This window comes from Dermacoccus sp. 147Ba (assembly GCF_004151355.1).
Lineage (GTDB): Bacteria > Actinomycetota > Actinomycetes > Actinomycetales > Dermatophilaceae > Dermacoccus > Dermacoccus abyssi.
Genome location: NZ_SEHL01000002.1, coordinates 377650 through 403849, shown reverse-complemented (window position 1 = coordinate 403849; position 26200 = coordinate 377650). Strand labels below are relative to the sequence as shown.

The 26200-nt window shown below is 66.5% G+C and carries 23 protein-coding genes and 6 tRNA genes; 22 read left to right on the top strand and 7 right to left on the bottom strand.

Annotated features, from left to right (window positions below; genetic code table 11):
- Positions 1 to 85: 85 nt before the first annotated feature.
- On the bottom strand, positions 86 to 1579 hold the full coding sequence (locus tag EVU97_RS04210; protein WP_129663728.1) for an aldehyde dehydrogenase family protein: 1494 nt from the start codon (positions 1577 to 1579) through the stop codon (positions 86 to 88).
- A gap of 74 nt (positions 1580 to 1653) precedes the next feature.
- Here EVU97_RS04210 and EVU97_RS04205 point away from each other — a divergent pair, with 74 nt between their 5' ends.
- The 3 genes from EVU97_RS04205 to EVU97_RS04195 all read left to right on the top strand — a co-directional run bounded on the left by EVU97_RS04205 (position 1654) and on the right by EVU97_RS04195 (position 5545).
- Positions 1654 to 2220 carry a TetR/AcrR family transcriptional regulator gene (locus tag EVU97_RS04205; protein ID WP_129663726.1) on the top strand — a complete coding sequence of 189 codons (567 nt, stop codon included), beginning with the start codon at positions 1654 to 1656 and terminating at the stop codon, positions 2218 to 2220.
- A 113-nt stretch (positions 2221 to 2333) separates the two neighbouring features.
- Entirely contained in the window at positions 2334 to 3908 is a 1575-nt protein-coding gene (locus EVU97_RS04200) for an acyl-CoA carboxylase subunit beta (RefSeq protein ID WP_240730121.1), read from the top strand.
- An 11-nt stretch (positions 3909 to 3919) separates the two neighbouring features.
- Positions 3920 to 5545, top strand: coding sequence for an AMP-binding protein (locus EVU97_RS04195; RefSeq protein ID WP_225910754.1), 1626 nt, complete (start codon positions 3920 to 3922; stop codon positions 5543 to 5545).
- 69 nt (positions 5546 to 5614) lie between these two features.
- On the opposite strand, the gene msrB is transcribed toward EVU97_RS04195, so the two are convergent.
- Positions 5615 to 6037 (bottom strand): peptide-methionine (R)-S-oxide reductase MsrB, encoded by a 423-nt coding sequence (gene msrB, locus EVU97_RS04190; protein ID WP_047311545.1) that lies wholly within the window; start codon positions 6035 to 6037, stop codon positions 5615 to 5617.
- 125 nt (positions 6038 to 6162) lie between these two features.
- Between msrB and ligD the strand changes: the two genes are divergently transcribed.
- Positions 6163 to 7221, top strand: coding sequence for a non-homologous end-joining DNA ligase (gene ligD, locus EVU97_RS04185; protein WP_129663724.1), 1059 nt, complete (start codon positions 6163 to 6165; stop codon positions 7219 to 7221).
- Positions 7222 to 7418: 197 nt separating this feature from the next.
- On the opposite strand, the gene EVU97_RS04180 is transcribed toward ligD, so the two are convergent.
- Entirely contained in the window at positions 7419 to 9263 is a 1845-nt protein-coding gene (locus EVU97_RS04180; RefSeq protein WP_129663722.1) for a DUF4365 domain-containing protein, read from the bottom strand.
- Between the two features lie 302 nt (positions 9264 to 9565).
- Between EVU97_RS04180 and EVU97_RS04175 the strand changes: the two genes are divergently transcribed.
- Positions 9566 to 9886: a hypothetical protein gene (locus EVU97_RS04175; RefSeq protein WP_129663720.1), complete on the top strand. Its 321-nt coding sequence runs from the start codon at positions 9566 to 9568 to the stop codon at positions 9884 to 9886.
- 77 nt (positions 9887 to 9963) lie between these two features.
- Here the strand turns inward: EVU97_RS04175 and EVU97_RS04170 are convergent, their stop codons facing one another.
- A complete protein-coding gene (locus tag EVU97_RS04170; protein ID WP_129663718.1) occupies positions 9964 to 11016 on the bottom strand; it encodes an ATP-dependent DNA ligase in 1053 nt (350 codons plus the stop codon).
- Between the two features lie 37 nt (positions 11017 to 11053).
- Here EVU97_RS04170 and EVU97_RS04165 point away from each other — a divergent pair, with 37 nt between their 5' ends.
- The gene (locus EVU97_RS04165; RefSeq protein WP_129663716.1) at positions 11054 to 12226 is read left to right on the top strand and encodes an alpha/beta hydrolase; all 1173 of its coding nucleotides are present in this window, start codon (positions 11054 to 11056) and stop codon (positions 12224 to 12226) included.
- Positions 12227 to 12366: 140 nt separating this feature from the next.
- Entirely contained in the window at positions 12367 to 13515 is a 1149-nt protein-coding gene (locus tag EVU97_RS04160) for a PPK2 family polyphosphate kinase (protein ID WP_129663714.1), read from the top strand.
- A gap of 95 nt (positions 13516 to 13610) precedes the next feature.
- Here EVU97_RS04160 and glgX read toward each other — a convergent pair whose 3' ends face one another.
- Positions 13611 to 15728 (bottom strand): glycogen debranching protein GlgX, encoded by a 2118-nt coding sequence (gene glgX / locus EVU97_RS04155; RefSeq protein WP_129663712.1) that lies wholly within the window; start codon positions 15726 to 15728, stop codon positions 13611 to 13613.
- Between the two features lie 109 nt (positions 15729 to 15837).
- Between glgX and EVU97_RS04150 the strand changes: the two genes are divergently transcribed.
- The 13 genes from EVU97_RS04150 (at position 15838) to moaA (ending at position 22399) form a co-directional block, all read left to right on the top strand.
- Positions 15838 to 16992 carry a YihY/virulence factor BrkB family protein gene (locus tag EVU97_RS04150; RefSeq protein WP_118913221.1) on the top strand — a complete coding sequence of 385 codons (1155 nt, stop codon included), beginning with the start codon at positions 15838 to 15840 and terminating at the stop codon, positions 16990 to 16992.
- A 156-nt stretch (positions 16993 to 17148) separates the two neighbouring features.
- A tRNA-Gly gene (locus EVU97_RS04145) sits at positions 17149 to 17221 on the top strand.
- 38 nt (positions 17222 to 17259) lie between these two features.
- Positions 17260 to 17330 (top strand) — tRNA-Cys (locus tag EVU97_RS04140).
- A gap of 1 nt (position 17331) precedes the next feature.
- Positions 17332 to 17406 (top strand) — tRNA-Val (locus EVU97_RS04135).
- Positions 17407 to 17506: 100 nt separating this feature from the next.
- Complete coding sequence (locus tag EVU97_RS04130; protein ID WP_129663710.1) at positions 17507 to 17893, top strand: DUF5709 domain-containing protein; 387 nt, start codon at positions 17507 to 17509, stop codon at positions 17891 to 17893.
- Positions 17894 to 17994: 101 nt separating this feature from the next.
- A tRNA-Gly gene (locus EVU97_RS04125) sits at positions 17995 to 18070 on the top strand.
- Between the two features lie 11 nt (positions 18071 to 18081).
- Positions 18082 to 18156: transfer RNA gene (locus EVU97_RS04120), tRNA-Val, on the top strand.
- A gap of 61 nt (positions 18157 to 18217) precedes the next feature.
- Complete coding sequence (locus EVU97_RS04115) at positions 18218 to 19348, top strand: chorismate-binding protein (RefSeq protein ID WP_129663873.1); 1131 nt, start codon at positions 18218 to 18220, stop codon at positions 19346 to 19348.
- The gene (locus EVU97_RS04110) at positions 19345 to 20187 is read left to right on the top strand and encodes an aminotransferase class IV (RefSeq protein WP_129663708.1); all 843 of its coding nucleotides are present in this window, start codon (positions 19345 to 19347) and stop codon (positions 20185 to 20187) included. Before EVU97_RS04115 ends, EVU97_RS04110 begins: the two co-directional genes overlap by 4 nt.
- A 57-nt stretch (positions 20188 to 20244) precedes the next feature.
- Complete coding sequence (locus tag EVU97_RS04105) at positions 20245 to 20691, top strand: TIGR02611 family protein (RefSeq protein WP_129663706.1); 447 nt, start codon at positions 20245 to 20247, stop codon at positions 20689 to 20691.
- 61 nt (positions 20692 to 20752) lie between these two features.
- Positions 20753 to 20829, top strand: a tRNA-Val gene (locus EVU97_RS04100).
- Between the two features lie 140 nt (positions 20830 to 20969).
- Positions 20970 to 21404 (top strand): molybdenum cofactor biosynthesis protein MoaE, encoded by a 435-nt coding sequence (locus tag EVU97_RS04095; RefSeq protein ID WP_118913216.1) that lies wholly within the window; start codon positions 20970 to 20972, stop codon positions 21402 to 21404.
- On the top strand, positions 21401 to 22399 hold the full coding sequence (gene moaA, locus EVU97_RS04090; RefSeq protein ID WP_129663704.1) for a GTP 3',8-cyclase MoaA: 999 nt from the start codon (positions 21401 to 21403) through the stop codon (positions 22397 to 22399). The genes EVU97_RS04095 and moaA overlap by 4 nt, the downstream gene beginning before the upstream one ends.
- An 18-nt stretch (positions 22400 to 22417) precedes the next feature.
- On the opposite strand, the gene EVU97_RS04085 is transcribed toward moaA, so the two are convergent.
- Both EVU97_RS04085 and EVU97_RS04080 read right to left on the bottom strand, forming a co-directional pair.
- Positions 22418 to 22672 (bottom strand): DUF6457 domain-containing protein, encoded by a 255-nt coding sequence (locus EVU97_RS04085; RefSeq protein WP_047311554.1) that lies wholly within the window; start codon positions 22670 to 22672, stop codon positions 22418 to 22420.
- Positions 22673 to 22800: 128 nt separating this feature from the next.
- Positions 22801 to 23433 carry a molybdenum cofactor guanylyltransferase gene (locus tag EVU97_RS04080; protein ID WP_129663702.1) on the bottom strand — a complete coding sequence of 211 codons (633 nt, stop codon included), beginning with the start codon at positions 23431 to 23433 and terminating at the stop codon, positions 22801 to 22803.
- Positions 23434 to 23555: 122 nt separating this feature from the next.
- On the opposite strand from EVU97_RS04080, the gene argG reads away from it, so the two are divergent.
- Both argG and EVU97_RS04070 read left to right on the top strand, forming a co-directional pair.
- Complete coding sequence (gene argG, locus EVU97_RS04075) at positions 23556 to 24974, top strand: argininosuccinate synthase (protein WP_129663699.1); 1419 nt, start codon at positions 23556 to 23558, stop codon at positions 24972 to 24974.
- Between the two features lie 133 nt (positions 24975 to 25107).
- On the top strand, positions 25108 to 26133 hold the full coding sequence (locus EVU97_RS04070) for a serine/threonine-protein kinase (RefSeq protein WP_052946975.1): 1026 nt from the start codon (positions 25108 to 25110) through the stop codon (positions 26131 to 26133).
- The last annotated feature ends 67 nt before the right edge of the window (positions 26134 to 26200 follow it).

The following is a 26200-nucleotide window of genomic DNA, read 5'->3' as shown; positions in this document are numbered from 1 at the left end:
ACCTGAAAGCGGATGGTTGGTTCGCCGGGGCGAACCTCACCGGGAGCGATATGTGTGCTGCTCGGCCCGAGGCGGGCGCGGCAGGTCAGCCCTCGCGGCCGCTGAACCAGTCGGCCGGTGCGGGGTCGATGTTGTGCCAGATGTGCTTGGTCTCGAGGTACTCGCCGAGTCCGTGCTCGCCGAGCTCGCGGCCGATACCGCTCTGCTTCATGCCGCCCCACTCGGCCTGCGGCACGTAGGGGTGGTAGTCGTTGATCCACACGGTTCCGTGACGCAGGCGGCGCGCCATGCGCTCGGCACGCCCGGCGTTCTCCGTCCAGACTGCGCCGGCCAGGCCGTAGATCGTGTCGTTCGCGATGGCGACGGCGGCGTCCTCGGCGGCCTTGGCGTCGTCGCCGGAGAACGTCTCGACGGTGAGCACGGGGCCGAAGGACTCGTCGTGGACGCAGCGCATCGAGCTGTCGCAACCGTCGAGGATCGTCGGCAGGTAGTAGGAGCCCTTCGCGAGCTCGCCCTCGCCGCGCTTGCCGCCGGTGAGCAGCTTCGCGCCGTCCTCGATGGCTTCCTTGACGTAGGTGGCGACCTTCTCGAGGTGGGCTTCGCTGATGAGCGGCCCGGTCTCGGCGTTGTCGTCGAACGGGCCGCCGAGGCGGATGAGTTCGGCGCGGCGCACGAGTTCGGTGACCACCTCGTCGTGGATGGACTCCTCGACGACGAGGCGCGTTCCGGCCGAGCAGACCTGGCCGGAGTCGAGGAAGACTGCCGTCAGGGCATTGTCGATGGCGGCCGGGATGTCGGCGTCGGCAAACAGGACGTTGGGGTTCTTGCCACCGAGTTCGAGGGCGATCTTCTTGACGGTCGGTGCGGCCGCTGCCATGATCGCGCGGCCGGTGACGAGGCCGCCGGTGAAGCTGACGAGGTCGACGTCCTCGTTCGTCGTCATCTCGGATCCGACCGTGGCGCCGGGCCCGGTGACGAGGTTCGCGACGCCGGCGGGCAGGCCCGCCTCGGCGAGGGCGTCCATGAGCCACATCGAGCTCTGCGGCGTCAGCTCGGCGGGCTTGAGGACGAAGGTGTTGCCGGCAGCGATGGCCGGGGCGATCTTCCAGGCCGTCTGCAGCAGGGGGTAGTTCCACGGCGTGATGAGCGAGCAGACGCCGACCGGTTCGGTGACGACGCGGCTCGCGACGTTGGGCATGCCGGTGTCGACGACGCGGCCGGCCTCCTTGTCGGCCAGAGCGGCGAAGTGACGGAAGACGCCGATGATGTCGTCCATGTCGTACTGGGACTCGACGAAGCGCTTGCCGGTGTCCTGCGACTCGACGCGGGCGACCTTGTCCTTGTCGCGCTCGAGCAGGTCGGCGAGCTTGTCGAGAATCGCGCCGCGCTCCTTGGCGGGCGTCGCGGACCAGGCGCCGTCGTCGAACGTGCGGCGGGCGGCCGCGATGGCCTTCTGCGCGTCCGCCTCGGCGCCTTCGCTCACCGTGATGACGTGGTATCCGTCGGCGGGGCAGGTGATCTCACGGGTCTCGCCGGATGCGGCCTCGACCCACGCGCCATCGATGTAAATGCTGGGCACGGTCACTCCTTCACTGATCGTCGTGATGAACGCTCGTTCTAGACCAACGATAACGCACGTTATATTCTGGCGCCATGGAACCCCGCAAACCCGTTCGCGAGCGCCTGCTCGACGCTGCCGACGCGCTGCTGTTCGTCGAGGGTGCCTTCGCCACGCCCGTCGACACGATCCTCAAGGCCGCGGGGGCGTCGCCGCCCAGCCTCTACTCGCACTTCGGGAACAAGGAAGGCCTCATCGCGGCGGCTCTGCATCGTCGGTACGAGGTGTGGAAGCAGGTCTGGGACGACGAGATCGCCGCAGCCCCGGACGACGCAGGGCGCGTGCTCGCGCTGTGGAACGCGTTGCGCACCTACCAATCCGAGCGGATGACGGAGCGCTGGTGCGCTTTCACCGGTACGGCTGCGGCGTTCCCCGACCCGGCGCCGGAACTGCGGGAGATCCTCGACCTCGAGACGGCGCTGTTGCGTGACAGGCTGCTCGAGACGGCCACCCCCATTGCGGGCGAACGAGCCGAAGCGTTGGCGTCTGCCCTCATGGTGACGTACGCGGGAACCATGGCGCTCATGCTGCGCGAGCCGTACGAGAAAGCGATCGACGAGGGGCGCGCCGGAGCGGCGTCCCTGTGCGCCGCCTACGCCTGACGACGATGTCTGATTCTGTAGACGTTGCGCGTCGTATGTGACGCCGAACGTCTACAAAATCGGCTGTTCGCGATCGACGTGCAGGGGATGGCTCAGCCTTTAGCGTGTGTGACGTGACACACGTGGAAGGGGACGGTGGGCCCGAGGAGAACCCGCTCGCCGCTGAACTCGACGAGCACCGCGCCCGGATCGCCGATGGGGCTCGCCCCGGGGCCATGGCCAAGCGCGCCGCCACCGGCCACCGCTCGGTGCGCGAGAACATTCGAGATTTCGTGGGCGCCGGAACGTTCCACGAGTACGGCTCGGCGACCATCGCCGCCCAACGCTCACGCCGCGACCTCGACGACCTCAAGGCGTCGACGCCCGCCGACGGCATGGTGACGGGTGTGGCGCGGGTACCGGTCGACGGCGGTGAGCTGACCTGCGTAGTGCTCGGGTACGACTACACCGTTCTCGCCGGAACGCAGGGCTACTTCAACCACAAGAAGACCGACCGCGCACTCGAGGTCGCGCGCGAGCGCCGACTGCCGGTCGTGCTCTTCGCCGAGGGCGGCGGCGGGCGTCCCGGTGACGTCGACGCGATGCTCGTCAGCGCCACGGGCCTCGACCTCGGCACCTTCGCGGCGCTCGGTGCGCTCAACGGCCTCGTCCCGACGGTCGCCGTCGTCACCGGCCGCTGCTTTGCCGGCAACGCGGCCATGGCGGGCACGTGCGACATCATCATCGCGACGGCCGACAGCTCGATCGGTATGGCGGGCCCCGCGATGATCGAGGGTGGCGGACTGGGCCGCGTCGCGGCAGACGAGGTCGGGCCGATGAGCGTCCAGGCCCCGAACGGGGTCGTCGATCTCGTTGTCGACGATGACGCGCAGGCCGTCGAAGCGGCGCGCGACTACCTCTGGTTGCTCTCCGGACTCCCTGGCACGGGCGAGGCGCCCGACCAACACGTGCTGACGACGCTCGTGCCCCAGCGCCGCAAGCTCGTCTACGACATCCGCACGGCCATCGAGACGCTCGCCGACGACGGCTTCATCCTCGAATTGCGGCCCGAATTCGCGCCGAATGCTGTCACCGCGCTCGTCCAGATCGGCGGACGCACCTGTGGCGTCATGGCCAACGACTGCGGTGTGCTCGGCGGGGCTATCGACGCGGCGGCCGGCGATAAGTTCGCGCGCTTCATGCAGTTGTGCGAGGGCTACGGCATCCCGCTTGTCTCCCTCTGCGACACACCGGGATTCATGGTTGGCCCCGACGCCGAGCGCGAGGGAACGGTACGGCACGTGAGCCGGATGTTCGTCGCAGGTGCGCGCCTCACGGTGCCGACGATCGTCGTCATCACCCGCAAGGGCTACGGCCTCGGGGCGATGGCGATGGCGTGCGGGGGCTTCCGACGAACGTCCGCCACACTCGCCTGGCCGACGGCGGAGATCGGAGCCATGGGACTCGAAGGAGCGGTGCGGCTCGGCTTCGCCAAGGAACTGGGCGCCATCGAAGACCCTGCGGCTCGTGAGGAGCGGTTCGAGGAACTCGTCGCGCAGCAGTACGAGCAGGGCAAGGCGCTCAACGCGGCACGCCTCGACGAGATCGACGAGATCATCCACCCCGCCGAGACCCGTGAGCGCATTCTTCAGCTCATCGGCGGATTCCCGGGCGAGCGCTCGACACGGCCGCACATCGACACCTGGTGAAGGAGCACAACATGGGGAAGAACACGATGACACTGGAGGCCTACCTTGACGACGTCAGGGCGCGGCAGTCACGCCACCGCGGGTCGGGGTGGAGCGACGAGGTCGACTACCCGATCGGTCGGGTGACCTTGCCCGCACACGTTGAGCACTGGGCGGGGGAGCGACCGGATCGGGTCGCCCTCGTCGACGGCCCGACGACGATGACGTACCGCGAACTCGACGACGCCCATCGTCGTGTCGCCGGGTGGCTTCGGGAGCACGGCGTGACGAAGGGTGACCGAGTTGCAGTGCACCTGGGCAACCGACACGAATTCGTTGTCACGTTCCTCGCGGTGTTGCGTCTCGGCGCGGTGCACGTGCCGGTGAACCCGATGTTCAGCGCCCACGAGGTGGCCCACGAGCTGCGCGACAGCGAGGCACGGATCATCGTGACGTCGTCGGTCACCGAGAAGCCGGCGCGTGACGGTGCGGCGCAGGTGGAGCACGAGTGCGAGGTCGTGGTGGTCGACGATGGCTCGTCCCGGATGACCGATGGGCCGCGCGTGGATGAAGACGCAGGGGAGTGGAATGCCCTCGCGGCGCTCAACTACACCGGTGGCACGACGGGTCTGCCGAAGGGTTGTTGTCACTCGCAGGGGGACATGGTCTACACAGCGGCGAGCACCGCACAGGCGAACGGCCTCGATGCCCACGGTGACTTCACGGCGTTGTGCTACCTGCCGATCTTCTGGATCGCCGGGGAGGATCTCGGCATCCTGCTCCCTGTCGTCCTCGGCGGTACGAGCGTTCTCTTGTCGCGGTGGAACGCCGACGCCGTGCTCGATGCCATTGAAGAGCACCACGTCCAGGTCATGGTCGGCACGGTCGAGAACTATCTCGAACTCATGGCGCGCGACGACATCGGCTCGCGCGATCTGTCGTCGCTCACCGATCCGCAGGCCGTCTCGTTCGTTCGCAAGATGACTCCTGAGGTGCGTGCCTCATGGACGGCTGCCGTCCCGGACGGCGGTGTGCTTCGTGAGGCCGCCTACGGCATGACGGAGACGCACACGATGGACACGAGCCCCTACGGGCTGCACGCAGACGACATGGACCTGCGTGCCGAGCCCGTTTTCTGCGGCCTGCCCGTGCCGGGAACCGACATCGCCGTCGTCGAATTCGGCACGCAGACACCGGTGCCCGTGGGCGAGACGGGCGAGATCATCGTCCGCAGCCCGTCGGTCACGAGTGGCTACTGGCGCAACGAGGGAGCCACCCGACGTCAGCTTGTCGACGGATGGCTCCACACCGGCGACAACGGACGTATCGACGACGAGGGCTTCGTGCACTATCTCGGACGCGACAAGGAGATGATCAAGGTCAAGGGGATGAGCGTGTTCCCGGCCGAGGTCGAGATGGCGGTGGCGGCTCATCCTGCCGTCGTAGCGTGCGCCGTCGTTGCAAAGCCCGACGACGAGACGGGGGAGCGCCCGGTCGCGTTCGTCACGGTCACCGAGGCGGTCGATGCCGACCGGCTGCGTGAGTTCGCTGCTGAGCGCTTGGCTGCCTACAAGGTTCCCGAGATCCGCGTCATCGAGGCGATGCCCATGACGCCGACCGGCAAGATCCGCAAGAACGAGTTGGGCGCACAAGGCTGAACCATGCTCGCCCACACAGATCGGGCCCTTCCACTGTGCACGTGGAGGGGCCCGATGTGTCGTGGTTGTTCAGTTCTCGTCGGCGGGCTCCAGCGTCATGCTGATCGAGTTGATGCAGAAGCGCTCGTCGGTCGGCGTCGGGTAGCCCTCGCCGCGGAAGACGTGGCCGAGGTGGCTGTCGCAGTTCGCGCACCGCACTTCGGTACGCACCATCCCCATGCTGCGGTCCTCGAGGAGCGTGACGTTCTCGGCGTCCTCGGGCGCGTAGAAGGACGGCCATCCGCAGTGGCTGTGGAACTTCTCCTTGCTGGTGAACAGCGTTGCGCCACAGGCACGGCAGCGATACGTGCCCGCCGTCTCGGTGTCGGTGTACTCACCCACGAACGGACGCTCGGTGCCTCCCTGGCGCAGGACGGCGTACTCCTCGGGCGTCAGCTTCTCGCGCCACTGCTCGTCGGTGGTGTCGTTCATGGTGCGGGGCAGGTCGCTCATGTCGCTCCTTCGCGGGTGGGGTGCAAAGTTCAACGTCGGGCGCTGCCCAGACCTTCCCGATGTTGCCTGGGAAACGCGGCATCGGTGACGCGGCGACCGCTCATCATCGGCTTAGGGTGGCGAACATGAGCGCTGCAGCCGTCGTCCTCGAGGTTCCCGGACCGGACGACGAGGTCCGCAAGGTCAAGGTCTCGAGTCCCGATCGCCTCGTCTATCCCGACGACGGGGTGACGAAGCTCGACGTCGTCGAGTACCTGCTCGCCGTCGCGGAGCAGTTCCTGCGATGGAGCGGTGACCGGCCCATCGCATTGGAGCGCTACCCGAAGGGCCTCGGGGAGAAGCCGTTCTTCTCGAAGAACCCGCCGAAGGGCGCACCCGCCTACGCGCGTTCGGTGATGTGCACCTACCCCAGCGCGCGGGCGCACGAGCAACTCGTGCTCGACGAACCGGCGATGCTCGCGTGGTGTGCGCAGATGAACACGGTGACGTTCCACCCGTGGCCGGTGAAGGCCGAGGACAACGACAACCCGGACGAGTTGCGCATCGACCTCGACCCGCAGCCGGGTCGTGACTTCACGGACGCCGTCGAAGCGGCGTTCGCGCTCAAGGAACTCATGGAGTCGCTCGGGTTCACTCCGTTCGTCAAGACGTCCGGCAACCGCGGTGTCCACGTCTACTCGCGCATCGCGCCGACGCACGAGTTCCTCGACGTTCGCCACGGCGTCATCGGAATAGCACGGGAGCTAGAACGGCGTTTGCCTGACCTCGTGACGACCGAGTGGTGGAAGGAGTTGCGCGGCGAGAAGGTGTTCGTCGATTTCAACCAGGCCAACCGCGACCGCACGATCGCCGCCGCCTACTCGCCGCGCCCGCTCGCCGGGGCGCCGGTGTCGATGCCGGTGATGTGGTCCGAGCTTCGCGACGTGAGGCCGAGCGACTTCACGGTCCGAACCGTGCCGGAGATCGTCGCCGAACGCGGGGATGCGTGGGCGCCCACCGGCGGCGCCTCGATGAACGATCACGTCGGCGATGTGGCGGCTGCCATCGCGCTGTGGGACGCCGACGTCGAGCGTGGCCTGCCCGAGATGCCGTTCCCACCCGACTACCCGAAGATGCCCGGTGAGCCTCCGCGCGTGCAGCCGAGCCGCGCGAGGAAGGCGAGCGGTCGAAAGCCCGCGGTGTGAGAACCAAACGGAGGAGCGACGCGAAAAGACCAACGCCATCGGTGGGTTGCGTGAGGGCTCGCTACTGCAGACAGCACCGAGGGCGACCATACGGGAAACGAATAGAGCAGAATATTCCAGATCGTCTACGTCGACAGTTAATGAATTGACTGGCAAAATTTACCTTGGAATTTGCTGGGACGGTCGATAATAGGCCATCATTTTTGAGTCGGTCGCGACAGGCTTGTGAGGAGGGCGTCTACGCGTTCTGAGATTTTTTTCCGGATTGTAGAGCTAGCCTCTCTCACGATCGTTCTCATGAATTCCTGCGGGTTCTTGCTGATTCCTAGGATCACTGCTAGGTCGACAAGAGTTTTAGATGTCTGGTCTTGCGCATCAGAATCAACTCCATAGCGCGCGGCGACCTCCATGCAAAAGTGCGCCCATAGCGGCGCGCTATTGCGCAAATATAAAAAAACAAAGATTGGCTCGGGCTCAGGCTTAAGTGCTATCCAGTGGGGCAGGGACAACGCATCTCGTTCCTTCAAGTGCCTTTCCGCCCGCTCTGCAGTCACCTCAACTGTCGCTGGATCATCGTTGGCGGCGCCCTCTCTGTGCTGGGCTGTGACCTCTAAGACCTCAACTATTTGGCAGCAGGCCAATCGAACTAGTAAGCCCAGTGCCTCGTCCTCACTTGCGGGTGAGGCGTCTTCAGGAAATATGCGCTGGTACTCGGTAACCGCTGTTTCAAACTGCCCCGACTGGAGGAGCGAGTCCAGATATCGTCCCCTGACCTCGTCAAATGAATCTGGGCAGTTCTCTAGCCACCGCTCGTAAGTTTCGACAAGCTCAAGGACACGCCCAGTGATATCCGCCGCTAGGGCGCGTTTTTCGTAAAAAAATTTTTCCTTTAACATCTCCGGGCGGACTGAAGCGGCCGCGTCAAGATGCGTTACGGCGTCTTGGATGAGATGTGGCGCGCAACCGAAGGCCCAATCCACCATGAATCTTAATTCATCATTATGAGTCTCCTGGGCTAACGTGTGCAGGTCAACCAGTCGCGCTAGAAGCAATGCCCCCTCATACGTGTGATTGGGCGATATTTCACCAGAGAGGACGCCCGACGTAAAAAGGCGCACCGCCGAGAGAGCGATAAGCGCGTCCACGAAGAGATTCGATTCTTCAGTGTCTAGGCAAATTAGTTCACAGAGGCGCGAAATGTCCGAGTTTGCATCGTAAATGTCCGCGAGCCCGCCACGAATATCGGGGGACCATAGAATGGGGGCGTTCGCAGATTCGCGTGCCAGTTGATACGCCTCGGCTGGTCGCCCCAGAGCCAGCAGGAGCAATGCAATGGACAGTGACATGTCGAGAAGCGTTGTTTCCGGCGATATCTCGTAATTGTGCAAAGTTATCGACGCCAGCCCGCCCGGGGCTTCCAGGCGCACATCCTTTTCGCTGACAAGGATGTGGAAATTCCCACCCTTCGGGACGGGAGTGGCCGGCCCGCCATTCTCACCGAAAAGGGCGCGAAGAAGATCGGACTCCCGCCGCGCAGGACAGGATGGGTCGAAATTCGCAGAGACGGTTGGGGGCAGGTTCTCGCGCCTCCGCACAGATAGCCACGTCTTGACGTGGCCCAGAATGCCGCTAACGTCGTTAAGCTCGTCACTCTCGTCGAACGACATCGTGCTCGAGGCTGCCGGGTAATTGGGGTACGTGTCGTGGTGGTCTGCCCACCTGCCGTAGAGCTTGGAGGTCTCAATGTCCACTAGCACTATGAGTGTGGGCGAATGGGTTCTGGACCTCTCCGTCCAATCATTAAGCGTCTCAATTCTAATTGGAACGGAACGTTTGCTTGCTGTGTCGGTTGTTCCTTTTATCTGAGCGTTAAACATGAGGGGCTCGAGTTTTCCGCCCACGAAAATCTCGACGATCGCGTCGGTCCCGTAGTCCTTGGTGCCGTCGACATTGATAACATTCCACCCGGCGCGTTCAAAGAACGCTTCAGCGATCGAGAACGCCACGGCGCCAATTCTCTGGGATTCGGTCTTGGTCGCCATGTTGATGCCCCAAAGGTCCTGTGCAAATGATTGAAAATCATACCAGTCAAGCGGCGGTCGCGCTTGCTCGTTAGGGCTTTTTCATATGGGACCTCGAGCGGGGCGTGCCGCCCAAGGGTCCAGGAGCTTGACGACGCTAGGCCTGCACGCATTGGCTCGGCGATGCCCTCTCCTTTCATGGGTCTGCCTACCGGCGCAGCGCGATCCCGGCTCTGGGTCCTAGCCCATCAGGGGAGCCGGCGGCGCGTGAGTTCAGTCAAGTCAGATTGACATGGGTGCGAGGCCGCTCCTACGATCATGGAATGCCAAAGATCAGCAAGCCGTTGCCGCAGGAACTGCGCGGCATCTCGGAGAAGTCCGTCGAGGAGGCGGCCGCTCGCATCATGGAAGGCTTCCGTGTGCAGACGCACCTGTTCACCAAGGACGAGCTCGAGGGCCTCGCGATGCTCAACAACCTCATGAGCGACACCATCAAGTGGGTCGTCGCCGAGCGACGCGCCAAGGGTGACTCGTGGTCGCAGATCGGGTCGAGCCTCGGCATCAGCAAGCAGGCCGCGCAGCAGCGCTTCGGCAAGAAGGCGCCCGCGCCCGTCGTCGACGAGGACGTCGCGATCAGCGTCTGACGCCCCCGCTTCATTCGGGCGAAAAACGATTCACTGAGCGCCCCGCGTCGGCTCCGCCACACAGTGACGGCCGCGCGTCAGGAGGAGCGCAGCACCCGCCCCAAGTCGTAGGCCGGTGCTCGATCGACCTGGTCCATGGTGCACGACTCCGGCTCCCGGTCCGGGCGCCACCGCAGGAACGTCACCGCGTGACGGAAGCGGTGGCCCTCCAACTGGTCGAACGCCACCTCCACGACCCGTTCAGGGCGCACCCTGACGAAGGAGACGTCCTTCGACGCACTGAAGCGTGAACGGTCCGTCTCACCGGTCACCGCGCCACCCTCCTCGTCGCGCACGACGAACGGCTCCAACTCCTCGACGAGTTCCTGGCGCCGCTTCCCGGTGAACGCACTGATACCGCCGACGTTGTAGAGCCTTCCGTCGTCGGCGTAGAGACCCAACAAGAGCGAGCCGACACCCGAACCGCTCTTGTGCACCCGATACCCGACGAGCACGGCCTCCGCGGTGCGCTTGTGCTTGACCTTGATCATGGTGCGCTTGTTCTGCTCGTAGGCGCCGTCGTCGAGCTTGGCAACGACGCCGTCGAGCCCGGCGCCCTCGAACTCCTCGAACCAACGCTGCGCCTCGGCAGGGTCGTCGGTCGTGCGGGTGAGGAACAGCGAATCCGAGTCCGGCAAGTCGGCGAACACCGCCTCGAGCCGTGCGCGGCGCTCGGTGTAGGGCAGGGCAGTGAGATCCTCGTCGCCCAGTGCGAGCAGGTCGAAAGCGATCACCTGCGCGGGCGTCTCGGTGGACAGCTTCTCGATGCGCGAGGCCGCAGGGTGAATCCGCTGACCGAGCGCGTCCCAGTTGAGGCGCTGCGCGCCCGGCTCGCCGCTCGTCACGACGATCTCCGCGTCGAGAACGATCCGCTCCGGCAGAACCCCGAGCAGGTGCTCCACCACCTCGGGGAAGTAGCGCGTGAGCGACTTCGTGCCGCGTGACTGCAACTCGACCTCGTCGCCGTCCCGCGCCACGATGCAACGGAATCCGTCCCACTTGGGCTCGTACGTGTAGCCGGCGTCGGTGGGCACGCGCGTCGCCGCCTTGGCCAGCATCGGCGCGACGGGGAGATCGAGAGGCAGATCCATGCCGACCATTCTCGCGCGCCGGTGAAAGGATGGGAACGTGCAACGTCCATCTGCTCGCCGTTCCCTGGCCATCGGCGCGATCGTCGGTGGCTCCCTCGCTGCCACGACCTCGCTCGCGTCCGTGGCCGTTGCCGCGTTCTTCGCGCGCAAACTCGTCACGCCGGAGCGCGAACGTCCGGATGACGCAATGGTGCTCACCGTCAGACATGGCCGCGACGGACGTGTCACCTCCGCGGTCTTCGCCCCGACCGTCGAGTCCCGCGCCCCGGGCCGCTATGGGCTCTTCTGGGACAACGAACGCGGTCACGCCCGAATCGGCGAGGTGCTCGGCGAGACCGAGCACGGCGACATCATCCGTCGCGTCGACTCGGTCACCCGCGGCGACCTCGCACCCGGGCGCGCCCGGTGGAGCGGCTGGTACGTCGACGGGTCACCCCAGGACGCCTACGGCATCGAGACCGAAGACGTCGTCCTCGAAACCGAGTACGGGCCCGCGCCCGCATGGGTGACACACGCCGGGGACGGTCAGCGCTGGGCCGTTCTCGTCCACGGGCGTGGCGCGCGTCGCGGCGAAACCCTGCGTGCCGTACCGGTGCTTCACGACCTCGGTATCACCTGCGTTGTCACGAGCTACCGCAACGACTTCGAGGGCCCGCCGAGCCTCGACGGGCGTTACGGCCTCGGACTCACCGAGTGGAAGGACGTCGAGACCGCCGTTCAGTACGCCCTCGCGCACGGCGCCACGAGCGTCGATCTGCTCGGGTGGTCCATGGGTGGCGCCATTACGATGCAGTTCCTCGCACGCTCCGAATTCGCACCGTTCGTGCACAAGGTCGTGCTCGACGGTCCGGTGCTCGACTGGGCTGATGTCATGCTCCACCACGCGCGTGCCAATCGCGTGCACCCCAGCCTCGCGACGCTGTCCGGGTTCCTCCTCGGAAGCCGCACGAGCCGGCACACCATCGGGGTGAGCGAGGCCGTCGACATCAAGCTGACGAACTGGGTCGAGCGCGCCGACGAACTCGTCAAGCCGATGCTCGTCATCCACTCCGTCGACGACGAGTTCGTGCCGTACGGGCCGAGCGCGGCCGTCGCTGCGGCGCGCCCGGATCTCGTGCGCTGGGAACGTTGGGAGGTCGCGCGACACGTGCGCGAGTGGAACACCGACCCGGAGCGCTGGGAGACGGTCGTTCGCGACTACCTCGCCTGACGAGCCGGGGCTCTGCCCACCTCAACGGACGCCGAGGCCTTCTGCGCGCGAACGAGAGTCGGCGAATCACCGCACGAAGATGACGCCGGTTGAGCGCCGAACCATAGCGAGACACGTCGCGTTCTGTGATGATGACAAGCATGGGCAAGAACAAGGACAACGCGTCCGCCAAGGCCGACGCCGACACGAAGTCGAAGAAGCGTGACGACGAACTGACCTCGAGCGACACGAAGAAGGTCGCCGAGCAGGCATCGGAGAAGGCCGCGAAGGCCAAGGCGAAGGCCGAAAAGGCTCCTGCCAAGAAGAAGGGCAGCGCCAAGAAGGCCTCGTCGAAGCCCGCCACCGAAGCCGCGAAGAAGGCCAAGAAGGACGAGGCAGTCAAGGCCGCGAAGAAGGTCGGCAAGGACAAGTCGACGAAGAAGTCGAAGAAGTCGAAGAAGAAGCACACGGCGCAGCTGAGCGACTTCACCTCGGCGCTCAAGGTGACGCCCGGCTTCTCCCTGGCCGACCTCGACGCGAGCAGCACCCCCGCGTTCGACGGCGACCAGAAGAAGGCCGAGAAGCTCATGCGCAAGACCGGCGAGGAACTCGCCGACCTGCAAGAGCGTCTCTACGCCAGTGAGCGTCACCCCGACGGTCGGAGCGTCCTCCTCGTCGTTCAGGGCATGGACACCTCGGGCAAGGGCGGCATCATGCGCCACGTCATCGGCAGCATCGACCCGCAGGGCGTTGAGCTCACGTCGTTCAAGGCACCGACGAAGGAGGAGCAGGCTCACCCGTTCCTCTGGCGCATCCGCAACGCTCTGCCGAAGCCCGGCTACATCGGCGTCTTCGACCGCAGCCAGTACGAGGACGTGCTCATCGTGCGTGTCCACGACCTCGTTTCGCGCCCGGTCTGGATGCGTCGCTACGGACAGATCAACGCCTTCGAGGAGTCGACCGTCGCCAAGAACACGACGATCATCAAGGTGATGCTCCACATCGACGCCGACGAGCAGAAGGCGCGGCTGGCCGAGCGACTCGACAACCCGGAGAAGTTCTACAAGTTCAACCCGGGCGACCTCAAGGAACGCGCCTACTGGCCCGAGTACCAGGATGCCTACCAGGCAGTGCTCGAGCGCACGTCGACGGACATCGCGCCCTGGTTCGTCGTTCCGGCGAACAACAAGTGGTACGCGCGCCTGGCCGTGCAGCAGTTGCTCCTCGAGCACCTGCGCTCGCTCGACCTCACGTGGCCCGAAGCGACGTTCGACGTCGAGGAGCAGAAGGCCGCGCTCGCGCAGCTGTGAGAGCGGACACCGGTCAGCGCCGAAACGACGAAGGCCGTCGCCGTCCGAAGTGGACGGTGACGGCCTTCGTCGCGTTCAGCTCAAGGAGCGAACGCTCACTCGGCATCGCGCGGTGCCTGCAGCACGGCGACGGTGCGCGCCGGCAGCTTCACCTGCTCGCCCTCGTTCCACTCGCTGTTCTCCTGTTCGTCGTCCTGCGAGCTCGTGATGGCGAAGCTCCAGTCCGCCTCGCGCACGACGTCGGGAATGGTGAACTCCGCTTCCTCGTGTCCGGGGTTGAAGAACATGAGGAAGTGGTCGTCGACGACCGGCTGACCCTTGGCGTCGTTCGTGTGGATGGCGTCGCCGTTGAGGTAGACCATGAGGGTGCCGGCACCGGAGGTCCAATCCTCGTCCTGCATTTCCTCGCCGCTCGCGCGGAACCACACGATGTCGCCCCACTCGCTGCGTCCGCCGTGCTGCGCCTCACCGGCGAAGAAGCGACGACGCTGGAACGAGGGGTGCTCACGTCGCAGCGCGATGAGCTGCTTGGTGAACTCGAGCAGTGAGCTGCGGCGCTCGTCGAGATCCCAGTCGATCCAGGAGAGTTCGTTGTCCTGGCAGTAGGTGTTGTTGTTGCCGTCCTGGGTGCGGCCGAGCTCGTCCCCGTGCAGCACCATCGGCACACCCTGCGACAGGAGCAGCGTCGTGAGGTGGTTGCGGATCTGACGCTCGCGCAGCGCGAGCACGCCTTCGTCGTCTGTCTCGCCTTCGACGCCGCAGTTCCAGGACCGGTTGTGGCTCTCGCCGTCGTTGTTGTCCTCACCGTTGGCGTCGTTGTGCTTCTCGTTGTACGACACGAGGTCGCGCATCGTGAAGCCGTCGTGCGCCGTGACGAAGTTGATCGACGCGATCGGGCGGCGACCCGAGTGGGCGTACAGGTCGCTCGAACCCGTGAGGCGTGAGGCGAACTCGCCGAGTGAACCCGGTTCGCCGCGCCAGTAGTCGCGCACGGTGTCGCGGTACTTGCCGTTCCACTCCGTCCACAGGGGCGGGAAGTTGCCGACCTGGTAGCCGCCGTCACCGACGTCCCACGGCTCGGCAATGAGCTTGACCTGGCTGATCACCGGGTCCTGCTGGATGATGTCGAAGAAAGCGCTCAGGCGGTCGACCTCGTGGAACTGACGCGCAAGGGTGGCGGCGAGGTCGAAGCGGAAGCCGTCGACGTGCATCTCGTTCACCCAGTAGCGCAGCGAGTCCATGATGAGCTGCAGCACGTGCGGGCTGCGCATGAGCAGCGAGTTACCCGTGCCGGTGGTGTCGAAGTAGTGCGCCTTGTTGTCGTCGACGAGGCGGTAGTACGCCTCGTTGTCGAGACCGCGGAATCCGAGCGTCGGTCCGTTCTCGTTGCCCTCCGCGGTGTGGTTGTACACGACGTCGAGGATGACCTCGATGCCGGCCTCGTGCAGGGCCTTGACCATCGCCTTGAACTCGGTGACCTGCTGGCCGCGCGACCCCGACGCCGAGTAGGAGTTGTGCGGCGCCAGGAAGCCGATCGTGTTGTAGCCCCAGTAGTTCGTCAGGCCCTTCTCCACCAGCGTCGTGTCCTGCACGAACTGGTGCACGGGCATGAGCTCGATGGCCGTGATGCCGAGGTCGACGAGATGGCCCACGATCGCGGGGTGACCGACGGCGGCGTACGTGCCACGAATCTCCTCGGGCACGTCCGGGTGCGTCATCGTCAGGCCCTTGACGTGGGCTTCGTAGATGACGCTCTCGTGGTACTCGTGCTGCGGCGGGTGGTCGTGACCCCAGTCGAAGTACGGGTTGATGACGACGCTCAACATCGTGTGGCCGAGCGAGTCCTCGTCGTTGCGCTTCTCCGGCGAGAGGAAGTAGTAGCTGAACAGCGACTCGTCGCCGTCGATCTGGCCGTCGATGGCCTTGGCGTAGGGATCGAGCAGCAGCTTGTTGACGTTGCAGCGCTGACCGTCCTCGGGGGAGTAGGGGCCCTCGACGCGATAGCCGTAACGCTGACCGGGCTGGACGCCGGGCAGGTAGGCGTGCCAGACGTGGCCGTCGACCTCCGTCAGTTCGATGCGCTGCTCCTTGAGATCTTCGTCGATGAGGCAGAGGTACATTTTCTCCGCGACCTCGGAGAAGATCGCGAAGTTGACGCCGGTGCCGTCGAACGTGGCACCGAGGGGGTAGGGCTTGCCCGGCCAGATATCCATGGGCTTTACCTAACCACGAGCAGGGGACAACCCTCGATTCGAGTACTTTCGGGTGGACGCTCGGGCGTGGCAGCACGAATTCGGGCCGTTGGGTCGCTAATTTTGCGGCGTGAGTGAGCAACCGGTCGTGGAGGAGCCCTCCCGATTCCGCACGTTCGCTCGCACCTGGGCCCGCCGTGTGCCGGGCCTCTACGCACTCATCCGCCTCGTGCTCGTCACGGTGCGCCAGTGCATGCGCTACCGCGTGACGGGTCTCGCCTCGGAGGCCGGATTCTTCGCCCTGTTGTCGTTCCCGCCCCTCGTCTACGGGCTGCTCGGCGTCATGGGTTACGTCGGTCAGGCGCTCGGCGGCCGAACGGTCGACGAGATCACCGGCTCCATCGAGGCCTCGATGGCGAGCGTGCTGTCGGGCGAGGCCCTGCAGAACGTTCTCATGCCGACCCTGCAGGACGCCCTCGACGGCGGCCGCCCCGATGTCGTCTCGATCGGGTTCCTCATCTCGCTGTGGTCCGGTTCGCGCATGGTGAACGTCATCATCGACACCGTCTCGATCATGTACGGCCAGGGTGGGGAGCGCGGCATCGTGCGGACGCGCATGCTCTCGGTCGCCCTCTATTTCTGCGCGCTGCTCGTCATGGGTGTCGTGTTGCCGCTCATCGTGCTCGGCCCGGACCTGCTCGGACGCCTCCTGCCGCCGGGCTTCCTGTTCCTTCTGTCGTTGTACTGGCCGGTGGTCGGCGGCCTGACGATCGTGGCCTTCGCCACGCTCTACTACATCGCCACGCCGATCCGGACGCCGTGGGTGCGCGACCTGCCCGGAGCCGCCTTCACGCTCGTCGCGTGGGTCGTCATCTCGGTCTTCCTGCGTAACTGGCTGTCGGCTTCGGTGGGCGGCATCTCGATCTACGGGCCCCTCGCCGCGACGATCATCGTGCTCATCTGGTTGTACTTCCTCGCGATCTCGGTGCTCATCGGCGCGGCCCTCAACTCGGCCGTCGCGCGCCTGTGGCCGGTTGCCTCGGCGCCCAAGGGCGTGCGTGCGCGCACGAAGGGCCTCATCGAGGAGCAGGTGGCCAAGGTCCGCTCCCGCGTCCTCGAGACGAGTGATCGCCCGTACGACCAGGAGGACCTCGACTCCCTCGGCGCGAGCCACGTGCGTCCCGAGGGGGAGCGAACCCCCGCGCGGCTCACGGCGGCCGACGGTGCCCATGACGAGGCCGCAGGCACTGAAACGCAGGACGACGCGGAGCGTCGCTCGGCCTGAGCTGCCGGTGAGTGCGGGCGGTGGACGAGGCGATCTCGTGCCCGCGGCGGTGCCTGCCCTGGGCCGAGGCCCCCTGCGCCTGCGACAAGTTGGCGCCCGCGACAGGGATGGGTTAGAGTTTCACCTCGTTGCGACGCGCACTGCGCGAAGCTTCAGGCGGACATAGCTCAGTTGGTAGAGCGCAACCTTGCCAAGGTTGAGGTCGCCGGTTCGAGCCCGGTTGTCCGCTCTGTGTCTTCTTGGACACGTGCGAGATTTTACTCGCGTGGTGGAGTGGCCGAGAGGCGAGGCAACGGCCTGCAAAGCCGTCTACACGGGTTCAAATCCCGTCTCCACCTCGGGCGATTGGCGCAGCGGTAGCGCGCTTCCTTGACACGGAAGAGGTCACTGGTTCAAACCCAGTATCGCCCACCAGTTCGATGACGATCCCCGCAGCCCTTCCGCTGCGGGGATCGTTCGCGTTTCGGTCCGGCTCCCACGTCGATCCGCCGGAGCCGCCTGTCATGATGGCCCCATGACTAACCACGAAGACGAAGGCACCCTGAGCGAATTCGCCGACCAGGCTTCGGCGGCGGACGACATGAGCGGCCGCGAGTACGAAGAGGCCCTCGACGCCGGCATCACGGCCCCTGAGAAGGAGCCCCGCTGGGCCGACCACGGCGGCACCGAGACCCTCGACGAGCGCCTGGCCGAGGAAACGCCGGACGTCGACCCCGACTCCGCGTACGGCAACCCCGACGGTGTCTCGGAGGAGGTGGACGCACGCGAGGCCGGTCGTCTCGTCGCCCCGGACGAGGGCGAACGAGAGGACGAGGAGAAGGACCTCGTTGCGTCCGACGAGGGTTACGCCGGCGGTGACGAGAGCGCCGAGGAGTCGGCGATCCACGTCGTCGAGGAGTGAGCGAAGCCGCCTGAGCGCTGCGCACACCCGCGATTTGGTGAACGATCGATGAACCGGGTAACGTTCTCGTCGTTGCCGAGACCATGAGGTCGAGGAAACAGGCGGACATAGCTCAGTTGGTAGAGCGCAACCTTGCCAAGGTTGAGGTCGCCGGTTCGAGCCCGGTTGTCCGCTCCAATCCCGTTCTCGGGCGATTGGCGCAGCGGTAGCGCGCTTCCTTGACACGGAAGAGGTCACTGGTTCAAACCCAGTATCGCCCACCACCACGAAACACCCCCGGCCGAGCGCCGGGGGTGTTTTCGTATGTTCTAGCCTTGCGGCGTGATGGACGGTATCGAGCAGGCGCACGGCGAACGCGCCCTGTTCCGCGCGGTGAGTGCGTGGGGTGTGGAGTCCGTCCACGACGACCTCGCCGTGCTCGACGAGCCGGCGTTCCACGCGCTGGTCGTCACCTTCGAGGGCCGGGTCACGGCGGCGCGGTTGCGTCACGTCGTCCACCACGAAGATCGCGCGTGGGCAGGGGCTCTCGAGGCGCGACTGGGAAGCGATGAGCCCGATCACCAGGCATCGACGGTGGCGCAAGGCGCCTGGAGCACGAGCCTCGACCGCGGGGCCTACGAACGCGGCGTCGCTGCGATCCGGGACGACATCGCACGGGGCCGCGTTTACCAGGTCAATCTCTGCCGTGTTCTCGAGCGGGACGGCGCAGACGGTGCCGAACGCGACGATCTCGATCGCCTCTTCGCAGACCTCCTCGTCGACAATCCGGCGCCCTACGCGTGCCGCATCGACGTCGAGGGGCACGTCGACATCGCAAGCGCCTCGCCCGAGCTCTTCCTGGCGCGTGAGGGGAGCGCGCTGACGTCGGCACCGATCAAGGGCACCGCCTCGACGCTCGAGCGCATGCTCGCGAAGGACGCCACGGAGAACATCATGATCACCGACCTCGTGCGCAACGATCTGCAGCGCGTCTGTCGGCCGGGAACGGTCAGCGTCGACGGTCTGCTCGAGGCCCAGCACCACCCGGGGCTCGTTCATCTCGTGTCGACCGTGCGTGGGCAGATGCGCGACGGTGTCCGCTGGCCCGAGGTCTTCGACGCCACCTTCCCGCCAGGGTCGGTCTCGGGCGCTCCGAAGAGCAGTGCGCTGGACGTCATCGCCGAACTGGAGACCGCCCCGCGCGGCCCCTACTGCGGCGCGATCGGGTGGGTTGACGGCACAACCGGGCAGGCTGAACTCGCCGTCGGAATCCGGACGTTTTGGCGCGAGAACGGTCGCGAAATACACCGAAACGAATCGGCCTCCGGGCCGATAGTCTCTGGTGGTGTGTCGTTCGGTGCGGGTGCGGGAATCACCTGGGATTCCGACCCCGGCACCGAGTGGCACGAGACCGAACTTAAGGCACGTCGACTGTTGGGCATCGCTGATGGCCGACACACTAGGAGGAATGCATGAGCGTCCGAATCTGGGTCGAAGGTCGACGCGTCGACGACGGTGCCGCCATCTCGCCGATCGATCACGGCGTGACGGTCGGGGACGGCGTCTTCGAGACCGCCAAGGTGGAGAATGGCCGTGTCTTCGCGCTGGAGATGCACCACGACCGCATGGACCGCTCGCTCGCCGGCCTGGGGCTGCCCAAGCTCGACCGAGCCAAGGTCGACGACGGCATCGCCGCCGTGCTCGAAGGTGACCAGATCGATTTCGGGCGTCTGCGCTACACGGTGACGGGCGGCGTCGGGCCGCTCGGTTCCGACCGCGGCGACGCCCCGCCGACCCACATCGTCACCGCTTCCGCCGTACCGCGCCCGGCGCCGACGACCAAGATCGCGACCGTGCGTTGGACGCGCAACGAGAACTCGGCGGTCGCCGGACTCAAGACGACCTCGTACGCCGAGAACGTCGTCGCACTGGCCGCCGCGAAGCAGAACGGTGGCAGCGAGGCGATCTTCGCGAACACCCTCGGGAACCTGTGTGAGGGCACGGGCTCCAACATTTTCGTCGTACTGGGGGAGCGCGTCGTCACGCCGCCGCTCGAGGACGGCCCCCTCGCAGGCATCACCCGTGACCTCGTCATCCGCTGGGGCCGTGAGGCCGGCATCGAGATCGTCGAAGAGCCGCTGAGCTTCGATGTCCTCACGGAATGCGATGAGGCGTTCCTCACGTCCTCGACGCGAAACGTGCAGGGGATTCACGCCATCAACGAACGGCAGTTGGGCGAGGAGGGCACGCCGGGCCGCGTCACCGCACGACTTGCCGAGGTGTTCTCCGAGCGTCAGGACGAGCTCCTCTCCTGACACGCTGTTCACCCGTCAAGGTGCACGAAGGCGCTGCGCCTCGTAGGCTTCCTTGCCATGCACGAGGAGCAGGCACACGGGGCGACGCCCGTCGACGGAGGCGATCGCGATCGCTGGGAGTGGCGACGACGCATCCGCGCCAACCCGCGAAGCGCGCAGATCTACCGGATGGCGGTGGCCATCTTCGGTCTCATCGTCGTCCTCATCGGCATCATCCTGCTGCCGTTCCCGGGGCCCGGCTGGGTCATCATCTTCATCGGGCTGGGTATCTGGGCGAGTGAGTTCGAGTGGGCCCAGAACCTGCTCAAGTGGGTGCGCGGCACCGTCGAGGCCTGGTGGGACTGGCTCGAGAAGAAGGGCTTATGGGCCAAGGCCATCGCAGGTCTTCTGACGTTCGCGCTCGTGCTGGCCATCTTCTGGGCGATGTTCGCCGTCTCCGGCGTGCCGGGCTGGTTCCCCGACTTCGCCAAGGACCTCCTCGCGAAGGTGCCCGGCCTGGGCTGAGCGGCCCGTGGCCGGTTTGGTGTCGGGCAGGAGTTCGACTAATGTTTCCCGCGCACCACACGGATGTATAGCTCAGTTGGTTAGAGCGTTCGCTTCACACGCGAGAGGTCAGGGGTTCGAGTCCCTTTACATCCACCATAGATAACGCGGAATCCTTCGGGTTCCGCGTTTTTGGTACCCATCGCTTACCCAGGTGTGGGCCACCGGGCGTTGAACTGGCTGGGATAGCCTGATGCAATGCGTTGTCACCGTTCGAGCATCTTTGGCGGCGGGCGCTGATGCCGGTCCTCATCGCCGACGTCGTCGACGCGCCGCTCGATCTGCAGGCCCACCTCGACGCCGTCGAGGACGCCCGTCAGGGAGCCACCGCGAGCTTCGTCGGAGCGGTCCGCAACCACGACCCGCAGATCGACGGTGAGGTCACGCACCTCGACTACTCGGCCCACCCCAGCGCCAGCGAGACGATGGCGCACATCGCGTCCGACGTAGCCGCGCGGCTCGACCCTGACGGTGTCGCCCGCATCGCCGTCACGCACCGGGTCGGACGCCTCGGCGTCGGGGACATCGCGATCGTCGCAGCGGTGTCGTCACCGCACCGGGCCCTGGCGTTCGCGTTGTGCAACGAACTCGTCGAAGAGGTGAAGCGCTCCCTGCCGATCTGGAAGCACCAGCACAACACCGACGGCGACGACGTCTGGTCGGGCCTGACATGACCCACGGGCTGGTCGATTCCTTCGGGCGCGTCCACCGCGACCTGCGCATCTCGCTCACGGACAAGTGCAACCTGCGCTGCACCTACTGCATGCCGGCGGACGGTGTGCCGCTCGCACCGAAACCGACGCTGCTCACCCTCGAGGAGATGCTCACCATCGCGCGCGTTGCGGTGGAGGCCGGCATCGCCGAGATCCGGCTCACCGGGGGAGAGCCGCTTCTGCGCCCCGACATCGTCGCCATCGTCGAAGGTCTCGCGGCACTCGAGGGGCCGGAGGGGCACCCCGAGATCTCGATGACGACGAACGGCATCGGCCTTGCCCGTCTCGCGGAACCGCTTCGGGAAGCGGGACTTGCGCGGCTCAACGTCAGCCTCGACACCCTCGACCCGGAGCGCTTCAAGACGATGACCCGTCGGGGCCGCTTCGACGACGTCATGGCCGGTCTCGACGCCGCCCGCGCTACCGGTTTCGAGCCGATCAAGGTCAACACCGTGCTGCTGCGCGGTGAGAACGACGACGAAGCGAACGACCTGCTCGAGTGGGCGATCCGTGAAGGCTACGAACTGCGCTTCATCGAGCAGATGCCGCTCGACGGCGGGCACATCTGGTCGCGGACCGAGATGATCACGGGCGCCGAGATCCTCGATGCCCTGCGCGCGCACCACACGCTCACGGAGGTGCCTGGCCGCGGTGCCGCACCGGCCGAACTGTTCGAGGTCGACGGCGGACCCGCCCGCGTCGGCGTCGTCGCGAGCGTCACCATGCCGTTCTGCGGGGCGTGCGACCGCCTGCGCCTCACCTCCGACGGCCAGCTGCGCTCGTGCCTGTTCTCGCGCACGGAGACGAACCTGCGCGACATCCTGCGCTCCGGCGCGAGCGACGACGACATCACCGCGAAGATCCACGAGTGCCTCGCAAGCAAGCTGCCCGGACACGGCATCAACGAGCCAGGCTTCCTGCAGCCGCCACGCCCGATGAGTGCCATCGGCGGCTGAGTCGATCAGCGCACGACGTCAGTCGGTGAGCGGAACCCGGTCCGCGATTTCGCGCTGAGCCGCGGCGTCCACGGGCTCGCCCCGCTCGAGGCGTCGCCCGACGGCGATGCCGAGGAGGTAGCTCGAGACCGGCGCCAGTGGCCGCGTCACCTCGTGCGAGACGTTCTTCGACAGCTCGTGGACGAGATCGATGTCGATATCTGCCGGGTCGAGGTCCAGCGCGGTGCAGGCCTTCTCGACCCAGCGGGTCCACTGCTCGGGGTGGGTGCTCATGGGTCACCATGATGTCAGCGCACTGTCGTCATCCCGGTGGGCAGACTTCGACGCGGTTGGGCCGAGGCCGAGTCGGCCCAAGCGCAGGAGAGTCGGCCCAAGCGACCGCCGCGACATCGGGACGGGAGTCAGGCCGGCCGCTGCGGGTCGAGGCGTTCGGTCCACGCGGCGTGGTCGGCCCACGTGTCGATGTCGTGCCACTCCGGGCCTGCCGGACGTACGAGGACGAGATCGAGCCCGGCGAACAGCGCACGCATCGAGAGGTTCGTCGCGGCGGATGCGTTGACGGCGGCGCGCACCGCGGCCGTCCGGTATAGCCCGAGCATCCACTGCGCGCGCCCGTCGGCGTCGGTGAGGACGAACCCGTCAACATCAGCGACGCCATCAGCGTCGCCACCAGCTGCGCGGGCGTCGAGCAGGCGACGCACCGCGTCGCCAGCCCCCGGCACGTCGCAGCCCAGGAGCAGTGTCCAGGAGGCCGGGTCGGTAATCGATGTCAGGCCTCGGGCGAACCCGGCGGCGGGGCCCGATCCGGCCGGTTCCTCCTGGGTGAGGACCGCGCGTGAGGGGAGTGGCGCCGAGGTTCGACCGACGACGACGAGCGTCCGCGCGCCCCGAGCAGCGTTCAGCGAGGCGTCGACGAGTGGGTGCCCTCCGAGGTCGAGAGCGGCCTTGTCGACGCCGCCGAGACGCGAACCGCGGCCGCCGACGAGGACGACCGCGTCGAAGCTCGTTCCGGCCTGTCCCGCAGCGGTATCCATGCCCCCATCATGCCCGCAAGCGCCGGCGCCCCCGATAGTCTGGAACGCGCCCATGAACGCGCGAATGAGTAGGTATGCGATTGTTTTGCATAACTAGTCATTGGGCCGATAGAGTCGGCGGCATGTCCAAGGTTCTGACTTCACTGCCGACCGGCGAGCGCGTCGGCATCGCGTTCTCCGGTGGCCTCGACACGTCCGTCGCTGTGGCGTGGATGCGCGACAAGGGCGCCGTTCCCTGCACCTACACGGCCGACCTCGGCCAGTACGACGAGGACGACATCGAGGGCATCCCCGGCCGCGCCGGGCAGTACGGTGCCGAGCTGTCGCGTCTCGTCGACTGCAAGAAGGCCCTCGTCGAGGAGGGTCTTGCCGCCATCGCGTGCGGTGCCTTCCACATCCGCTCGGGCGGTCGCACCTACTTCAACACGACGCCGCTGGGCCGCGCCGTGACGGGCACGCTCCTCGTGCGCGCCATGCAGGAGGACGGCGTCTCCATCTGGGGTGACGGCTCCACCTTCAAGGGCAACGACATCGAGCGTTTCTACCGCTACGGTCTGCTCGCGAACCCGGGGCTGCGCATCTACAAGCCGTGGCTGGACGCCGACTTCGTCACCGAGCTCGGTGGCCGTCAGGAGATGTCCGAGTGGCTCACCGAGCACGGTCTGCCCTACCGCGACTCGGCCGAGAAGGCCTACTCCACGGACGCCAACATCCTCGGCGCCACGCATGAGGCCAAGACCCTCGAGCACCTCGACGAGTCGATGGAGATCGTCTCGCCGATCATGGGTGTGGCCCACTGGGATCCGTCCGTCGAGATCGAGACCGAGGACGTCACCGTTCGCTTCGAACGCGGCCTGCCCGTCGCCATCAACGGCGACGACTTCGGCGGCGACGTCGTCGCGCTGTTCCAGGAAGCCAACGCCGTCGGTGGTCGTCATGGCCTCGGTATGAGCGACCAGATCGAGAACCGCATCATCGAGGCCAAGTCGCGCGGCATCTACGAAGCCCCCGGCATGGCGCTCATCTTCACGGCCTTCGAGCGACTGCTCAACGCCGTGCACAACGAGGACACCATCGCTGCGTACCACAACGACGGTCGTCGCCTCGGCCGCCTGCTCTACGAAGGCCGTTGGTTCGACCCGCAGTCGCTCATGATCCGCGAGGGTCTGCTGCGCTGGGTCGCCACCGCCGTCACCGGTGAGGTGACGCTGCGCCTGCGTCGCGGTGAGGACTACTCCATCGTCAACACCGTCGGCGAGAACTTCAGCTACCACCCGGAGAAGCTGTCGATGGAGCGCACCGAGAACGCGGCGTTCGGTCCCGTCGACCGCATCGGTCAGCTCACGATGCGCAACCTCGACATCGCCGACACCCGCGAGAAGCTCGAGTTCTACGCCGCCTCGGGCGGCCTGGGCCGCGCGCAGACCGACCTCGTCGGCCAGCTCGAGCCGGGCGGCGCGAAGCAGATCGCGTCCAACCCCAATGCGCACGCCGAGGCGATCGCCCTCGACGAAGCGGCGATGGAGTTCGGAACCGACTGACCCGCGAACGAGTCGAAGCGAACGCCGGGTCACCCGCAAGTAGGGGGTGACCCGGCGTTTGGCGCGTACACGCGAGGCGAAGCAGGACGAGACCGTAAGGTTGGCCTCGCCGCGAGAAAGGGGAGGTGTCCGCGTGCAACACCTAGGACCGTACGAACTGCTCGACGTCATCGGGCAGGGCGGCATGGGGCGTGTCTGGCGGGCCCGCGACACGCGCTACGACCGTGTCGTCGCGCTCAAGGTGATTGCCGACCAGGAGGCCGACGAGGCCGACTACCTCAAGCTCTTCCGCCGCGAGGCCGACCTCGTGGGGCGTATGAACTCACCGCACATCGTGCCGATCCACAACTACGGCGAGATCGACGACCAGGCCTACCTCGACATGCGTTACGTCGACGGGCACTCCCTCTCGGGCGTCGTGCGGCAGTTCGGGCCGGCATCGCTCGGTACGGCCATCGAGATCGTCGAGCAGGCTGCCTCGGCCCTCGACGACGCGCACGCCGCGGGCGTCGTCCACCGCGATGTGAAGCCCGCCAACCTCCTCGTCGACCGCAAGGGATTCGTCTACCTCGCCGACTTCGGCATCGCCGTCGTCGACCGGCACAAGGTGGCGGCCGGCTCGCAGATTCTCGGGTCGTGGGCCTACATGGCGCCCGAGCGCTTCACCGCATCATCCGAGGACGGGCCCGCGGTGGACGTCTACGCCCTCGGCTGCGTCCTCTACTACGCGCTCACGGGTGAACCGCCCTTCGCTGGGCGGGAACTGGAGGAGCTGCGCCAGGCCCACCGCCACGCGAAGGCCCCGTCGCTCGTCGGACGCGTCGACGGGGTGACGCCGCGCGTGGACGCCGCTATTCGGTGGGCGCTGCGCAAGGACCCTGCCGAGCGTCCGCCGTCGGCGGGCGAGTGGATCGCCGCTATCAAGAAGGAACGCCGTCGTGCTGCGGCCGGCGGCTCCGGACGCCCCGCACCGGCGCCGTCGCGACCCAGTGCCCCGCCGCGCGCGCATCAGGCGTCCCCTGCACGTGTCGCCAGCGCCAGACCGGCGCCGCGTCCCGCGCCGAGCGGCGGTGGCATGTCGACGTTCCTCGTCGCGGTCCTCGTCGTCCTGGTCCTCGTGGCGAGCGGCCTCGCCGCCGTCATCGTCAACAGCCTCTGATCGCGCGGCAAACCGGCTCGCCCGGCACTTCGGGGAGCCGGTAACCTTGCATCGGGTCGGCGCAGGT

Excerpts from the sequence above, each read along its gene's own strand:
- EVU97_RS04110 (WP_129663708.1), top strand. The coding sequence starts at position 19,345 with ATGAGCGTCCGAATCTGGGTCGAAGGTCGACGCGTCGACGACGGTGCC.
- msrB (WP_047311545.1), bottom strand. The coding sequence starts at position 6,037 with ATGAGCGACCTGCCCCGCACCATGAACGACACCACCGACGAGCAGTGG.
- glgX (WP_129663712.1), bottom strand. The coding sequence starts at position 15,728 with ATGGATATCTGGCCGGGCAAGCCCTACCCCCTCGGTGCCACGTTCGAC.
- EVU97_RS04105 (WP_129663706.1), top strand. The coding sequence starts at position 20,245 with ATGCACGAGGAGCAGGCACACGGGGCGACGCCCGTCGACGGAGGCGAT.
- EVU97_RS04170 (WP_129663718.1), bottom strand. The coding sequence starts at position 11,016 with ATGGATCTGCCTCTCGATCTCCCCGTCGCGCCGATGCTGGCCAAGGCG.
- EVU97_RS04085 (WP_047311554.1), bottom strand. The coding sequence starts at position 22,672 with ATGAGCACCCACCCCGAGCAGTGGACCCGCTGGGTCGAGAAGGCCTGC.
- argG (WP_129663699.1), top strand. The coding sequence starts at position 23,556 with ATGTCCAAGGTTCTGACTTCACTGCCGACCGGCGAGCGCGTCGGCATC.
- EVU97_RS04080 (WP_129663702.1), bottom strand. The coding sequence starts at position 23,433 with ATGGATACCGCTGCGGGACAGGCCGGAACGAGCTTCGACGCGGTCGTC.
- EVU97_RS04095 (WP_118913216.1), top strand. The coding sequence starts at position 20,970 with ATGCCGGTCCTCATCGCCGACGTCGTCGACGCGCCGCTCGATCTGCAG.
- EVU97_RS04115 (WP_129663873.1), top strand. The coding sequence starts at position 18,218 with ATGGACGGTATCGAGCAGGCGCACGGCGAACGCGCCCTGTTCCGCGCG.
- EVU97_RS04160 (WP_129663714.1), top strand. The coding sequence starts at position 12,367 with ATGGGCAAGAACAAGGACAACGCGTCCGCCAAGGCCGACGCCGACACG.
- EVU97_RS04195 (WP_225910754.1), top strand. The coding sequence starts at position 3,920 with ATGGGGAAGAACACGATGACACTGGAGGCCTACCTTGACGACGTCAGG.
- EVU97_RS04180 (WP_129663722.1), bottom strand. The coding sequence starts at position 9,263 with ATGGCGACCAAGACCGAATCCCAGAGAATTGGCGCCGTGGCGTTCTCG.
- EVU97_RS04130 (WP_129663710.1), top strand. The coding sequence starts at position 17,507 with ATGACTAACCACGAAGACGAAGGCACCCTGAGCGAATTCGCCGACCAG.
- EVU97_RS04205 (WP_129663726.1), top strand. The coding sequence starts at position 1,654 with ATGGAACCCCGCAAACCCGTTCGCGAGCGCCTGCTCGACGCTGCCGAC.
- moaA (WP_129663704.1), top strand. The coding sequence starts at position 21,401 with ATGACCCACGGGCTGGTCGATTCCTTCGGGCGCGTCCACCGCGACCTG.
- EVU97_RS04175 (WP_129663720.1), top strand. The coding sequence starts at position 9,566 with ATGCCAAAGATCAGCAAGCCGTTGCCGCAGGAACTGCGCGGCATCTCG.
- ligD (WP_129663724.1), top strand. The coding sequence starts at position 6,163 with ATGAGCGCTGCAGCCGTCGTCCTCGAGGTTCCCGGACCGGACGACGAG.